This window comes from Paenibacillus bouchesdurhonensis (genome assembly GCF_900155685.1).
GTDB lineage: Bacteria > Bacillota > Bacilli > Paenibacillales > Paenibacillaceae > Fontibacillus > Fontibacillus bouchesdurhonensis.
On the sequence record NZ_LT732548.1, the window covers coordinates 136,079 to 150,071 of the forward strand.

Sequence of the window (13,993 nt, forward strand, 5' to 3'; positions counted from 1 at the left end):
AACGGAGGAATGTACATGTCAACTGTAGTGGTTGTGGGAACGCAATGGGGAGACGAAGGCAAAGGGAAAATCACGGATTATCTGGCTGAAAGCGCAGATGTGGTGGCTCGTTATCAAGGCGGCAACAATGCAGGTCACACCATACTTATTGACGGGAAGAAGTACAAGCTGAGTTTGATTCCATCGGGTGTTTTTTACGAAGATAAAGTATGTGTTATCGGTAATGGAATGGTCGTCAATCCGGCAGCCCTTATCGAAGAAATCAACTATATTCATGAACATGGTTTCACGACGGTCAATTTGGTGATTAGCGATCGTGCCCATGTCATTATGCCTTATCATACGGTGCTGGATGCGCTGGAGGAAGAGCGCAAGGGTTCGAATAAGATCGGGACGACCCGGAAGGGAATCGGCCCGGCTTATATGGATAAAGCGGCGCGCAGCGGCATTCGCGTGGCCGATTTGCTGGATCGGGAAGAGTTCGAATTGAAGCTTCGCCATCTGGTGAAGGAAAAGAATCATATCATTGAGCAAGTGTATGGGTCTGAGCCGCTAGATGTAGAAGAGGTGCTGAAGCAGTATTTGGAGTATGCGGAAGTTGTGCGTCCCTATGTTAGGGATACATCGGTCATCCTAAATGATGCCATTGATGCGCAGAAAAAAGTGCTGTTCGAAGGTGCGCAAGGCGTTATGCTGGATATCGATCAGGGGACGTATCCGTTCGTAACTTCCTCGAATCCGTCTGCAGGCGGGGTCTGCATCGGCTCCGGCGTAGGCCCATCGAAGATTGACCAGGTCATCGGCGTGGCGAAGGCTTACACAACGCGTGTCGGTGACGGCCCATTTCCAACGGAGCTGGACAATGCCATCGGCGATGCAATCCGTGAAGCAGGGCATGAGTACGGTACGGTAACGGGTCGTCCGCGCCGCGTCGGCTGGTTCGACAGCATCGTTGTCCGCCATGCCCGCCGGGTAAGCGGCTTGACCGGACTATCCTTGAACTCACTGGACGTACTGACCGGGCTCAAAACGGTCAAGATCTGCACCGGCTATAAATACCGCGGCGAGGTCATCAGCCACTATCCAGCCAGTCTCAAAATGCTTGCCGAATGCGAAGCGATCTATGAGGAGCTTCCGGGCTGGTCCGAGGATATCACCGGGGCGAAGTCGCTGGCGGATCTGCCGGCAACCACTCGAGGCTATGTACAGCGCGTATCTGAGCTGACAGGCATTCCGATCGCGATCTTCTCGGTAGGCCGGAACCGCGACCAGACGAATCAAATATTGCCAATTTACGAATAAGAAAGCTTGCGATATAATTGATCCCGAAAGCGTCATAAAATTTAGCTGTCAGAAGCAGTCTGCTTCTGGCGGCTTTTTTGTGTTCTTTTCCCTTGCGAAGAGGTTGAATTATCCTTCCATCGTCCATACTGGTAGATAGGAAGATGAAGGAGGGAAAGAGATGAGGTGGGTCGTTTGGGCTGTGAAGCTATCGATTACTGTCGTTATAGTTAGTATGTTAACTGTCGCAACGACAGGCTATGTAGTGAACTGGTATGTGCAATCGCTGCTGAGCAGTTATAACATTCCTCTCGAAATTCAATCGTTGAGTGTTGGAGGTATGGTGAAGGGCATGCTGGGATTTGGAGGCAAAGGCGCAGGCAGTAAGAGTGCCAATAGCAAGGATCCTAACAATAAGAGCGTGAATAGCGGGGGAATAGACAGCAATAATTCTGACAAGGGGAATGAGAGCGCGCGGGCGAACGCGAATGTGAATGAAAGTGCCGACGCGAATGACAATATGAATAATGGTGCGCAAAATGGTGGAGCTACAAATGGAAAAGAGAACCCGAATGATCAGGGCAACGGATCCACGAATAATGACATGAATACAGGAGAGGGCATTCCGGAGGATGCGTTTCCGGTGATGGGCGGGATATACGGCCAATCCCAACAGTCGCAACAATCCCAACAATCGCAACAGCAAGGGACGGCTCAGGATCAGGTGGTTGTCATTTCGCCCGATGATTTGCTGGCGAAGAAGGATGAACTGCCCGATCAGCAAAAGGAAGAGGTATTTAATCTATTGATGTCCAAGCTTCCGGAGGAGGATATGCGAAAGATGACAGAAGCAATGGAGGATGGATTAACGGAATCCGAGATGATTGAGATTCAGCAGATTCTATCTAAGCATTTAGATAAAGATCAGTATGCGAAGGTTATGGAAATGTTGAAATAATATGTCGGAATTGCACGAATATACTAGCATGACAGCGGTTCCATTCACAGAATTGTAAATAAAATACTTGCTGGTTAATTTAGCAAATAACCTTGAAACCCGCTCCTAGAGCGGGCTTTTGGCATTTGTGAACAAGGTTGAAATACTAGATAGTCGTATGCTAAAGTAGACGATAGTGATAAAAGGTTAAAATTTTGAAACTATTTATTATCGAATAGTGTCAACTAGTAAAGGAGATTACCATGAAAGGTTTCAGGGGAAAACTCGGGCTCGGTTGGCTCACCAAACGCTTCCAGGCTAAGGGGAGGAACACAGAACCGAACCATAATCTAGCGATAAATGAACAAGACCATATAGAAGATCATATAGGTATCACAAATAATAAACTGCAAACGAGATCACGCAGAATCAGGATTGGGGCTATAACTGCTGTACTTTCAGCAGGAATGCTTCTAGCAGGGTATCAATATGTGCAAGCGAACACGGTTACGTATTACCGCGTCATAATCCATGATGAAGAGATCGGGACGATTGAGAATGAGGAGCAGCTGCTAGCGCTTTATGAGCGCAAGGAGCAGGAATATGCGGAGAAGTATCCGCAGGCCGATATGGTCGTAAACACGAAAGAGATTACTACGATTGAGGCAAAGAAATATAATGCCAAGATTGATACAGAGACAACGCTAGCTGAGCTTGATAGCAGATTGACCGGCTATTCCCGGGGCGTGGAGCTAAAGGTCGATGGGAAGACTATTGCGATCGTGAAGGATCAAGCTACAGCGAATGCTATTCTGGAGCAAGTGAAGGGGAAATACATACCGAACACTTCAGCCAGCAGTAATGTACCCAAAATTAAATTGCTAAGCAGCAATCCGAATAAGAAGGTGAATTCGACAGGAAACGGCATAAAGATTGAATCCGCAGAAATTGTGGAGGATGTAACGCAGGTCGCCGTCAAAACCGACCCCAATAAGGTACTGGGTGCTGAGGAGGCGCTGCAGCGCATTGTTGAAGGGAGCGAAGCGGCGATTACCTATACGGTTCGCGAGGGAGATACGATCTCCTCTATAGCCAAACGCTATGGGGTCACCCAAAAGGAATTGTTCGCGAAGAACCCCGGCATCCAAGAGAAGACGTTGCAAATCGGAACTGAACTGAACGTGAAGGCATTGAAGCCAGCGCTTACGGTGAAGACCGTTGAACTGATGTCCGAGGAGATTGTGACGGAGCCGGAGGTTATTATCCAGAAAAGCGCGGATATGCAGGCAGGCAAGTCCAAGGTGATAGCAGAAGGGCAGAGCGGCCTTAAAGTGATGGAATACCGGCTGACGAAGGAAAATGGCGAGGTAATCGCCGAAGAGTGGCTCGGCCAGGAAGTAATCAAGGCTTCGTCTCCGCGAATCATCATAAAGGGAACGAAGATAATTGGGGAAGGAAGCGGACAATTCGCATGGCCGGTATCCGGGGCTCGCATGACGAGCAGCTACGGTGAACGTTGGGGCCGAACCCATAAAGGAATCGACCTGGTCTCTTCTAATCGGAATATCCTAGCGGCGGATGAAGGAGTCGTGAGCTTCGCAGGCACCAAATCAGGATACGGCAATGTTATCATTATTAATCATAATAACGGATTTGAGACGTTGTACGGGCACTTGAGCAAGATCAGTGTGGAGAAGGGCGACGTCGTGGAGAAGGGCGCCAAGATTGGAGTTATGGGCAGCACGGGAAGATCTACTGGTACGCACTTGCATTTCGAGATTCATAAGAACGGCACGGTGCAGAATCCGATGAAATATTTATAAGGGGATTGTCATCCCAAGCTAAAGAACCTGGCCAAGTTTCGGTCAGGTTCTTATTGTATGCATAAGCGGATTTGAGCGGAGCTTAGAGCCGTAGGTTTAAAGTCCTGAATAGGGCGAAACCCCGACTTTTTATACCGTATTTTTATGAAGGGCGGGGCGAGGTATGGTAAGATAGAAGAAGAGTGGCCAAGGCCTGAGAGTTTGGGGTGAATTGCAATAATGCAGGGGAAAATTCTAGTCGTGGACGATGAGCGTCCAATTGCAGATATTTTGAAATTTAATTTGGAAAAAGAGGGCTATGAGGTCATCCTGGCTTTCGATGGAATCGAGGCTGTAGAGCTGGCGTTCGCCGAGCAGCCGGATCTTATCTTGCTGGATTTGATGCTGCCGGGCAAGGATGGCATGGACGTATGCAGAGAGGTGCGAGCCAAGCTGCAGACGCCGATCATTATGCTGACCGCCAAGGATGGCGAGATCGACAAGGTGCTTGGATTGGAGCTTGGAGCTGATGATTATGTCACCAAGCCGTTCAGCACCAGAGAGCTTCTGGCCAGAGTGAAAGCGCAAATGCGCCGGCAGCAGAAGCCGGCTCAACTGGAAAGCGCCGAGGGCAAGCAGGGCATTAGCTTATTTGAGCTGTTTATTGATACAGACATGTATACGGTATACAAGAATGGTGAACCGCTTGATTTGACTCATCGGGAGTTTGAACTGGTTCATTATTTGGTGAAGAATGCCGGAAAGGTGATGACTCGGGAGCACCTGCTGCAAGCGGTCTGGGGATATGACTACTTCGGAGATGTACGTACGGTGGATGTGACAATCCGCAGGTTGCGAGAGAAGATTGAGAGTGATCCAAGCAAGCCGGAATACATTCTGACCCGGCGCGGGCTAGGCTATATGATGCGCAGCTCCAAGGCGGGTGGATTCTAGGATGAATCTGCCCTCCTTCTTCCGCACGATCCAGGCTAAGCTGATCATCATTTACGTGCTGCTGATCCTGATCGCCATGCAATTGATCGGGGTCTATTTCGTGAGCGCGATGAAAACCTCGCTGACGAGCAACTTTACGAAGGAGCTGCAGGAGCGGGCAGCATTGCTATCGGTTCTGGCAGCGCAAAATTTGGGAGTTACAGGAGAATCGGCAGATGCATCGCTAGATAATTTAAGCGTTCTTGTTAATAATCTATTTAATATTAATGGCGCTGAGATCCAAGTACTGGATGCAAGCGGCCGGGTTCTGACGACCTCTAAGCCGTCTCATGCCGATTATGTCGGCACGAAGAATACGCAAACGGTAGTCAGCCGGGCGCTGCAGGGCATACGCGACAATGAAGAATATATGATTGATGAAGACAATGTACGCAAAAAAGTGGTGGCCAAGCCTGTCGTAAGAGACGGCAAAACGGTCGGAGCCATTTACATCGCGGCTTCTATGACAGAGCTCTATAACACAATGGAGCGGATCAATAGTATATTTATTTCTGGTTTATTGCTGGCGCTTGCTTTGACTGCTGTGCTGGGCGTGATCCTTGCCCATACGATCACTTCGCCGATCAAGGAGTTGACCCGGCGGGCAACCGCCGTGGCGGAGGGACAGTTTCACCAGAAGATGCCGGTGCTTGGCAATGACGAGATCGGCCAATTAAGCAAGGCGTTCAACTACATGACGAGCCGTTTGCAGGATGCTCTGGCCCAGAACGAGGAAGAGAAGGAGAAGCTCGCTTCGATTCTGACTAATATGAGCGATGGTGTGATTGCGGCGGATGAGAAACGCCAGGTTATTCTGATGAACCGGCGAGCGAGCGAGATGCTGCGGGTTCAGGAGCAGGCGGTAAGCGGCATGGATATTATGACGCTGCTGCATTTGCCGCTGGAGGAACGCGCCGTGCTGGAGCGGGGTACGATGCATTCCGCTATTCTGGAGATCGATTCTCCTGAAGGGGATACATTCCTTATCCGCGTCACATTTACGCCGATTCATCGGCGGGAATTTGGTGTAAGCGGTACGATTGCAGTGTTGCAGGATGTGACGGAGCAGGAGAAGCTGGAGGCTTCCCGCAGGGAGTTCGTTGCCAACGTCTCGCATGAGCTGCGGACGCCGCTGACAACAATTAAGAGCTATACCGAGGCGCTGGAGGATGGTGCGCTGGAAGATCCTGAGCTTGGCCCGCGGTTTGCCTCCGTGATTCAGAATCAGACCGAGCGGATGATTCGGCTTGTCACGGATTTGCTCCATTTGTCTCGTCTTGATTCCAAGGAGGCCTTGCTGCGCAAGCAGTCTACCGGGGTGCTGGAAATGTTGGAGGAGGTCGTGGATCGCTTCTCTTTCCAGATGCAGGAGAAGGAAATTCGTCCGGAGATCTTTATCGAGGAAGGCGTGGATACGGCTTGGATGGATCGGGATCAGATCGATCAGGTGCTGGACAACCTGATTTCCAATGCGATGAAATATACCCCCGAAGGCGAGAAAATTACGTTTGAAGCCCGCAGGGTGGATGACGGAATGATCGCTATTTCTGTTAAGGACAATGGAATAGGCATTCCGAAGCGTGATTTGGAACGGATTTTTGAACGATTCTATCGGGTGGACAAGGCCAGAGCCCGCAATATGGGGGGAACCGGTCTAGGTCTATCCATTGCCCGGGAAATTGTGAAGGCCCATGGCGGGACGATCATATTGGATTCGGAGCTGGGGGAAGGCACCACAGTAACCTTTACACTGCCGACACAGGAACAAGGAGGCGAAGGACAGTGAAGGAAACGGTGAAATCTCTCTTACTCACTTTTCTTGTCGTTTGCAGCTTGGTGCAGAGTTATTTCCTGATCTATCGGCTGCCGGGGAGCAATCCCGTGGTCAAGACAGAGAGTGATTATATTAAAACCGAGAATATGGGCACGGAAATGCGGGCCGAGGAGCTGATATTCCCTGCGCAAATCTCTATCCATATGGGTGACAACCGGCATACGCTCTTTTACCCCGACTCGATGTTCTACGACCTGATTTATTCGCGTCTGAAGGGCCGGATGTTCGAAGGGTTTCAGCGTTATCCCGTAGACAATTTGAATTGGTCGGAAATTCGCAGCCGATATGCTGGGATAGAGCTTGAATTCGGCAGCGGCATCCCCGTATCGCTTCTACAGAAGGTGATGCAGATTTCTGCCGACCCTATATTTGAGGAAGAGAGCATCCATCGGGTGTTCATTTACAACGGGGAGAACGAAGAGCGGGCCCGCGTGTTCTTTTTCAGTTCGCAAGGGGATGTCGTCTATGAAGCGACCAAGGCCGATTTGACAGTACAGGACGTTAGGCAGCAGGTTGACTTTGGGAAGGACTGGATTCCGTATACGCTGAAGGATGGCTATTACATCCCGGAGAAGCCGATCGATATGGTGGAGACGATACTGAAGGTGGGCGTTTTCTCGACGGAGCAAATTCAAGGCAGCCTGTTCTTTGATCCAAGCATTACAAGAATTATTCGAGAGAAGGACGGTTCGGAGATTTACACGGATAGCAGGCGAAGTCTGCAGGTGAAGCAGGACGGCAATTGGATCAATTATACCGACCCGGCGGCACCGTCCGCAGGCGAGAACAGCCCGGCGAATAACGCCTTGTCCTCGATCGATTTCATAAACCAGCATGGCGGTTGGAATGGCAGCTATCGCCTGGAGCAGGTGGACGGCTTGGAGGAAGTGAACACGGTCGTTTTCCGCCAATATTTTGGCAACGGTCAGTTTGGGGCTTTTCCGATTATGGATTTCAGTACGTTCCGATATGGAACCATTTCGCTGGCCATGCGCCAAGGCACAATTACAGGGTATGAGCGATCTCTGTTGTACGTCAAAGCGGGAGATTGGGAGAAGCAGGTTGTTCAACTGTCTGGCGGTAAAGAGTTAAAGGATAAGATCGAACAACTGTCCGGCATTGTTAACTTGTATCCGGCGTATCTCCCTTCGCTAAGTCAGGAGGGGCTGCTGCTGAAGCCGACCTGGATTGTCGAGCTGAAGAGCGGTGCCATGCATGAGCTGAAATAAACAACTCACAAATAAAAGGAGGTCATGGGGTATGGATTGGGGCAGGGCTAAAAATGTGCTCATTTACGCTTTTTTGCTGCTGAATTTAGTGCTCGGCTATCAGCTCTGGAGTGATCTGAGGGAGCAGGCAGACTCCAATCCAGACCTCACTTCCCTGGAAAGCAATATACAAAAGATCATGGAGAGCAAGCGCATTAAGGTGCTTGCGCAAATTCCGAGTGATTCGCCGCAGCTGCGCAAAATTTCTTACCGCTTCGTGGACGGCCAGCAGAGCCATAAGAGGGTTGATTTGCCGACGTCTGTGGACAGCAGGCTGATCTTTACACCGAAGGAGCTGGTCAATGCGCTGCGGCCAAGTTTGCCGGATATCGGAAATTACCGCTATGACGAGTGGGCGGGGAGCGAGAATGTATTTGTCCTGCATCCGCTGGTGGATGGAAAATGGCCGCTTTTCAAAATCAACCTAGAGTTGTACTACAGCAACCAGAAGATTGTAGCATATCGCCAGGACATCATTGAGATTAATGAATTAGCAGATGAGAAAGAGCAGCAGGTGCTTTCCGCGTCTAAAGCCTTAGGCAACCTGATTGAGAATTTTCTGCCTGAAGGTGCTGTTGTAACGAGTATTGAACTCGGCTATTACGGGCAGGTGTTCGACTCAGACGCCGACCTTCCGGCTTCTCCGGCATGGCGCTTCTTGCTGGAAAGCGGTGAAGAGTATTACGTACAGGGCATCAGCGGGGACGTCATCAGTCCAAACACGAAGGAATCAAAGGAGTAATGGGGAATATGGGCTTACGATTTACGGTACTATCGAGCGGATCTACCGGGAATGCGACGGTGGTAACTGATGGAGAGGTAACACTGATGGTTGATGCGGGATTCAGTGCTCGCCGCATAGATGAGCTGCTGCTGGAGCGCGGGTTGAAGGGGGAGAATTTGACGGGAATTCTCGTTACGCACGAGCACTCCGATCATATTAAGGGGCTTGGGCCTGTAGCAAGAAAATATAATCTGCCTATTTACGCCAATGAGAGAACTTGGCAGGCGATGGAGAAATCGATCGGCAGCATTGACGAAGAAAACCGTTGTCTTCTTGGAACGGGAGAATCACGGGATTTCGGTTCCTTGCGAGTAGAGTCGTTCGGCATTTCGCATGATGCGGCCGAGCCTGTCGGCTATACTTTCAGCGATGGACGGGAGAAGCTGAGCGTCTGTACGGATTTGGGCTATGCCAGCGATAAGGTGAAGCAAGCGATAGCCGATTCTGATGTACTCGTTCTCGAAGCGAATCACGATATCGAAATGCTGCGCATGGGGCGCTATCCCTGGAATATCAAGCGGCGAATCCTTGGCGATATGGGGCATTTATCGAATGAAGCTTCAGGCGAGGTGCTTAGCGAGCTGTTGAACGGCCGCATGAAGCGTACCTACCTGGCTCATCTTAGCAAAGAGCATAACATGTTAGATCTGGCTAAAATGTCGGTTCGCAGCGCAATGGAGGATCGCGGCTGTTTCTACCGAGACAGCGAGTTCCGTCTCTGCGATACTTATGCAGATCGCCCTACGCCGTGGGATAGGGTGGGCGAGCCTTAATATTATCCAGCTCAGAGACTTTCTGTGCGATCTCCTCGTGGCTGAGGACGCCCTTCTCAATTAGCAGCTCCATCATAGCGCTGAGCGCCAGCAGCTGCTGGTAGTGGTCTTCCTTTAGATCGGCCAATTTGGCCAGAATATTGACCTCGTTCATCGGGGAAAAATAGGAATCCATAATTATCCTCCCTAAGTTGATATTCCCGGTATTTCCCTCCATGGAAAAACCTTCAGGAACGCGCCATATATGGTAAAATGAATCTATGAAACTACCGCTATACGCAATCTGTCTTCTATGAAAGTAATTTTTCTTACTATTGTAGTCTTTTATGAGCGGAAACATTCCTAATGCTTAAGAAATTTTATGAATTACGGGAAGCCAGCAACTTCATACTGAACCATCTCGTCAGAAGTTTAGGGTTTGTACGGACATATGGCTTTGCCTACCGGGAATAAGGTGAAGTAGAGCTTCATTTCTTCACTTCAAGTTGTGAGAATGAGACGTTCGGGAGCAAATAGCCTGGGAGCAGAGTCACGGAGGGAGAGAGTTCGGATGGGATTGTTTGATGACGATTTTTATTCCACGAAGGTATCGCGGCGGCATGATCGTAGAACGGAGAGCAATCGCGGCTGGAAAAGAAGGAAGCGCGGCTCGGGGTGGTCCACATTGCAGATTTCAATCGTCTCTTCCGTACTCAGCGCGATTGTTGCTGTGCTGCTGTTCAGCTTCATTACGGGTCTTCCTTCCTCTAAGGCCAGATTCGGCTCAGGCGGAGGAGCTATTTTTGGCGGCGATCCTGATCCTTTTAGCCGAATTAGCACGGCTGCTGCTAAGGTCGGGCCTACTGTCGTTAGCATTCTGAACCATAACGAGCTGTCAGGCGGCGATCCGGAGCAGGCGGCGCTTGGTTCCGGGGTTATTTTTAAGAAGGAGAAGGGCAGGGCCTTCATTATTACGAATGCGCATGTTATTTACGGCGCGAGCGATTTGGAAATCCTGACAAGCAGCGGGGATTCCAAGGAAGCCAAAGTTGTGGGTCAAGATCCAATTAGCGACATTGCGGTTTTGGAAGTCGATGATAAGGGGATTACTTCAGTGATTTCACTGGGTGATTCCACCAGCCTGCGGCCAGGGGAGACGGTGCTTGCCGTAGGTAATCCGCTCGGTCTCGGGGGTACCCTAACTTCAGGCATTGTCAGCTATACGAGCCGGGTGATTCCTGTATCGATCAATCAGGATGGCAATTATGACTGGGAGCAGGAAGTGATTCAGACGGATGCGGCGATCAATGACGGGAACAGCGGAGGAGCGCTAGTGAATCTGAACGGCGAACTGATCGGTATTAATACGATGAAGATCGCTGATATGGGCGTGGAAGGCCTTGGATTTGCGATTCCGGTCAGTGAGGTCATGAAGTCGGTCAACGATTTGATGGAGCACGGGAGGGTGGCTCGTCCATATTTGGGCGTTTATACCCTGGATTTGAACAATCCGTTCTCCGAGCTTAGCGAAGAAGACCACCGGGATTTGATGCTGCCGGAAGATGTGAGGGAAGGTGTCATTGTGCTGGAGGCTCACGGCCCGGCGAAGTCGGCGGGGCTGAAGCTGAACGATGTCATCGTTCAGCTCGATAAGCAGCCGATCCATTCGACGCTTGATCTGCGCAAGTACTTGTACGGGCACAAGAAGATTGGCGATGAGTTGGAGGTTAGCTTGTATCGGGACGGCCAACTGCAGCGCGTAAAGGTTAAGCTGGCGGATAAGCCTGCCGATGCCGAGCTGGAGGAAGAAATATACGAGGGAGAGTATGATTATAATCATGATTTTGGCTCGGATGAAAGATAGAGTCTAATCCTCGGCACCATTAATAAACAGCCTGCATTGAAGCAAATGAAGTTAATATCAGGGATCACATTACAAGATAGCCGCATGAAGCACGGTGAAGAAGTAATTGTGATCCCTTTCTTGCGATAAGAGGAGGTAGATGAGTGTGATAGCCCCGTTTGCAAGCAAGAGGAGACTGCATTTACTTCAAGATATGGAAGGTACGCCGCTTGACCTGTTCATTATCGGCGGCGGAATTACTGGCGCTGGAATTGCTCTCGACGCCGCTGCGAGGGGCATGAAGGTTGGTCTGATTGATATGCAGGACTTTGCGGCGGGAACATCGAGTCGATCGACAAAGCTTGTTCATGGCGGGCTGCGTTATTTGAAGCAGCTTGATATCGGCGTAGTGGCCGAGGTTGGCAAAGAACGGGCGATCGTGTATGAGAATGGCCCCCATGTGACGACGCCGGAGCGGATGCTGCTGCCGATTTATAAGGAAGGAACCTTCGGCAGGTTCAGCACTTCGCTTGGGCTGAAAATCTATGACTTTCTTGCTGGTGTGAAGCGGGTGGAGCGCCGCCGGATGCTGAACGCGGAGGAGACGCTGGCGCAGGAGCCGCTTCTGCGCCGGGAAGGCTTGCAGGGGGGCGGGTATTATGTGGAGTATCGCACAGATGATGCCAGGCTAACGTTAGAGGTGCTAAAGGAAGCGGCGGCGCATGGAGCGCTTGCCGTGAATTATGCGTGTCTGGAGCGGTTTAGTTATGAAGAAGGCCGGGTTGTGGGCGCAGAAATTGCGGATGTTCTAAGCGGCCGGGTTGTTAGGGTGAGGGCTAGGCGAGTCGTGAATGCAGCTGGCCCATGGGTGGATACGCTGCGGCAGCTCGACGGCTCGAAGCAGGGCAAACGGCTGCTGCTGACCAAGGGAGTTCATCTTGTGGTGGATCAGCGTCGTTTTCCGCTTAGCCAGGCCGTGTACTTCGATACGCAGGATGGCAGAATGATGTTCGCCATTCCTCGCGACGGTAAGACGTATATAGGTACTACGGATACGGAATATGCAGGGGATATGACGCATCCCCGCATGACAGAGCCGGATCGGCAGTATTTGCTCGATGCGGTGAATGGCATGTTCCCGGAATTGAGGGTTACGGAGGAGGACATCGAATCCAGCTGGGCGGGCATCCGCCCGCTCATTTACGAGGAAGGGAAAGGTCCTTCGGAAATATCCCGCAAGGATGAGATCTGGCAGTCGGATTCCGGGCTGATCACCATAGCTGGCGGCAAGCTGACGGGCTACCGTAAGATGGCGGAGACTGTGGTGGATCGGGTTGCGGCTCAATTGGAGGAGGAAGCTGGCCGGAGGTTTCTCCCATGCCGAACGAAAGAACTGCCGATTTCAGGCGGTCATGCGGGGGGAGCCGCTTCTTTTCAAAGTTATGTGGAGAAAAAAACTTCGGAGGGGGTCAGTCTTGGCTTGCCTCGCGAGCTGGCAGCACAGTGGGCAGCTTGTTATGGCTCCAATGTGGACCGGCTGTATGAGCTGGTGAAGAACCAGGCAGCGGAAGGGATTGCATCGTCTGGAGTGGTTGAAGCTGTAAAGGCTGTACAGGATTCAGAAGCACTGGAGGCAAAAGGAGCAAACGCAGCTGTGGCGGAGGAGGCAGAGATCATCCCACCGACCGCCAAGACTGAAACAGCGGAAGAGCCTGCTGCTGCACCCCGTGTGTCTGATGCGGCAGGCCTTCCTTTGGAAGTGAGCGTGCCATTGTTATATGCGATGGAGTATGAAATGGCGGTGACGCTGGAGGATTTTTTTGTCCGCCGGACAGGAGCGGTGCTGTTTAATATCGATTGGGTAAGGAAATGGAAGGAGCCTGCTGCCGTGTATATGGCATTGTATTTGGACTGGAGCTCCGAGGAGCAGGCTCGTTATTTGGAGCAACTAGAGAAGCAATTGCATGATGCAGTCGTGCCAGAGGATGCCGTGGAAGGATAGCACGCAGGAAGATGCGAGAACGGGGTATATTTACAGTACAATTTGTGAGGAAAGATAGTTCCTTTTTGCCCCGGAGTGTGGTAGAACTGAAAAGGGTATACTGTGTTTACGTGGAATCGAGAGTCGGATCGTGAGACGTGCTAGAGAAAGGATGCTTTCACTTTATGTATGTAGTTTGCAAAGATCATGTAGAATTAGCGATCGATATGTTCGTGGACGAATTCGAGGAGGCTCCGGACATTGTCGATCTGGATCAAACGAAGTTTATCGAATGGGATCCCCCTGTGACTTGTGAGGAATGCGAGCAGCGGGCGAAGTTTTTGATTATTTGAGACACGGTCAGTCCTCTGAAAATGCAAAATGTACATCTATAGACGTTATTTGTTATGCAAGGGCAGCCTACTTCTTTTTATAGGAGGAGAGCTGCCTTTTTGTGTCTGGCCTAGGTAACGGCACTATTTGGGGGGAAGCTAGCCCGCTATATTTAACAATTTATG

At 50.7% G+C, this 13,993-nt stretch carries 12 protein-coding genes; 11 read left to right on the forward strand and 1 reads right to left on the reverse strand.

Annotation, left to right across the window (positions count from 1 at the left end):
- Nucleotides 1-15: 15 nt before the first annotated feature.
- From CZ379_RS04795 to CZ379_RS04830, 8 genes are all read left to right on the forward strand, one after another.
- The gene (locus CZ379_RS04795) at nucleotides 16-1,302 is read left to right on the forward strand and encodes an adenylosuccinate synthase (RefSeq protein ID WP_110930616.1); all 1,287 of its coding nucleotides are present in this window, start codon (nucleotides 16-18) and stop codon (nucleotides 1,300-1,302) included.
- A 160-nt stretch (nucleotides 1,303-1,462) separates the two neighbouring features.
- Nucleotides 1,463-2,239, forward strand: coding sequence for a hypothetical protein (locus tag CZ379_RS04800; RefSeq protein ID WP_110930617.1), 777 nt, complete (start codon nucleotides 1,463-1,465; stop codon nucleotides 2,237-2,239).
- Between the two features lie 242 nt (nucleotides 2,240-2,481).
- Nucleotides 2,482-4,041 (forward strand): peptidoglycan DD-metalloendopeptidase family protein, encoded by a 1,560-nt coding sequence (locus CZ379_RS04805; protein WP_110930618.1) that lies wholly within the window; start codon nucleotides 2,482-2,484, stop codon nucleotides 4,039-4,041.
- Between the two features lie 219 nt (nucleotides 4,042-4,260).
- Entirely contained in the window at nucleotides 4,261-4,974 is a 714-nt protein-coding gene (gene yycF / locus CZ379_RS04810) for a response regulator YycF (protein WP_110930619.1), read from the forward strand.
- Between the two features lies 1 nt (nucleotide 4,975).
- On the forward strand, nucleotides 4,976-6,799 hold the full coding sequence (gene walK / locus CZ379_RS04815; RefSeq protein WP_110930620.1) for a cell wall metabolism sensor histidine kinase WalK: 1,824 nt from the start codon (nucleotides 4,976-4,978) through the stop codon (nucleotides 6,797-6,799).
- Nucleotides 6,796-8,076 (forward strand): YycH family regulatory protein, encoded by a 1,281-nt coding sequence (locus CZ379_RS04820; RefSeq protein ID WP_110930621.1) that lies wholly within the window; start codon nucleotides 6,796-6,798, stop codon nucleotides 8,074-8,076. Before walK ends, CZ379_RS04820 begins: the two co-directional genes overlap by 4 nt.
- A gap of 31 nt (nucleotides 8,077-8,107) precedes the next feature.
- Nucleotides 8,108-8,857 carry a two-component system regulatory protein YycI gene (yycI, locus tag CZ379_RS04825; RefSeq protein WP_110930622.1) on the forward strand — a complete coding sequence of 250 codons (750 nt, stop codon included), beginning with the start codon at nucleotides 8,108-8,110 and terminating at the stop codon, nucleotides 8,855-8,857.
- Nucleotides 8,858-8,865: 8 nt separating this feature from the next.
- A complete protein-coding gene (locus CZ379_RS04830) occupies nucleotides 8,866-9,672 on the forward strand; it encodes an MBL fold metallo-hydrolase (RefSeq protein WP_110930623.1) in 807 nt (268 codons plus the stop codon).
- On the opposite strand, the gene CZ379_RS04835 is transcribed toward CZ379_RS04830, so the two are convergent.
- Nucleotides 9,641-9,847: a hypothetical protein gene (locus CZ379_RS04835; protein ID WP_110930624.1), complete on the reverse strand. Its 207-nt coding sequence runs from the start codon at nucleotides 9,845-9,847 to the stop codon at nucleotides 9,641-9,643. The two genes, CZ379_RS04830 and CZ379_RS04835, sit on opposite strands and share 32 nt — an antisense overlap.
- Nucleotides 9,848-10,222: 375 nt before the next feature.
- Here CZ379_RS04835 and CZ379_RS04840 point away from each other — a divergent pair, with 375 nt between their 5' ends.
- From CZ379_RS04840 to CZ379_RS04850, 3 genes are all read left to right on the forward strand, one after another.
- A complete protein-coding gene (locus CZ379_RS04840) occupies nucleotides 10,223-11,515 on the forward strand; it encodes a S1C family serine protease (protein ID WP_110930625.1) in 1,293 nt (430 codons plus the stop codon).
- 139 nt (nucleotides 11,516-11,654) lie between these two features.
- Nucleotides 11,655-13,496: a glycerol-3-phosphate dehydrogenase/oxidase gene (locus CZ379_RS04845; RefSeq protein ID WP_110930626.1), complete on the forward strand. Its 1,842-nt coding sequence runs from the start codon at nucleotides 11,655-11,657 to the stop codon at nucleotides 13,494-13,496.
- A 164-nt stretch (nucleotides 13,497-13,660) separates the two neighbouring features.
- Nucleotides 13,661-13,828, forward strand: coding sequence for a CxxH/CxxC protein (locus CZ379_RS04850; RefSeq protein ID WP_110930627.1), 168 nt, complete (start codon nucleotides 13,661-13,663; stop codon nucleotides 13,826-13,828).
- Nucleotides 13,829-13,993 lie beyond the last annotated feature (165 nt).

What these genes read in the sequence shown, in the direction of transcription:
- CZ379_RS04795 (WP_110930616.1), top strand. Translation starts at nt 16, where the DNA reads ATGTCAACTGTAGTGGTTGTGGGAACGCAATGGGGAGACGAAGGCAAA.
- CZ379_RS04800 (WP_110930617.1), top strand. Translation starts at nt 1,463, where the DNA reads ATGAGGTGGGTCGTTTGGGCTGTGAAGCTATCGATTACTGTCGTTATA.
- CZ379_RS04805 (WP_110930618.1), top strand. Translation starts at nt 2,482, where the DNA reads ATGAAAGGTTTCAGGGGAAAACTCGGGCTCGGTTGGCTCACCAAACGC.
- yycF (WP_110930619.1), top strand. Translation starts at nt 4,261, where the DNA reads ATGCAGGGGAAAATTCTAGTCGTGGACGATGAGCGTCCAATTGCAGAT.
- walK (WP_110930620.1), top strand. Translation starts at nt 4,976, where the DNA reads ATGAATCTGCCCTCCTTCTTCCGCACGATCCAGGCTAAGCTGATCATC.
- yycI (WP_110930622.1), top strand. Translation starts at nt 8,108, where the DNA reads ATGGATTGGGGCAGGGCTAAAAATGTGCTCATTTACGCTTTTTTGCTG.
- CZ379_RS04830 (WP_110930623.1), top strand. Translation starts at nt 8,866, where the DNA reads ATGGGCTTACGATTTACGGTACTATCGAGCGGATCTACCGGGAATGCG.
- CZ379_RS04835 (WP_110930624.1), bottom strand. Translation starts at nt 9,847, where the DNA reads ATGGATTCCTATTTTTCCCCGATGAACGAGGTCAATATTCTGGCCAAA.
- CZ379_RS04840 (WP_110930625.1), top strand. Translation starts at nt 10,223, where the DNA reads ATGGGATTGTTTGATGACGATTTTTATTCCACGAAGGTATCGCGGCGG.
- CZ379_RS04845 (WP_110930626.1), top strand. Translation starts at nt 11,655, where the DNA reads ATGAGTGTGATAGCCCCGTTTGCAAGCAAGAGGAGACTGCATTTACTT.
- CZ379_RS04850 (WP_110930627.1), top strand. Translation starts at nt 13,661, where the DNA reads ATGTATGTAGTTTGCAAAGATCATGTAGAATTAGCGATCGATATGTTC.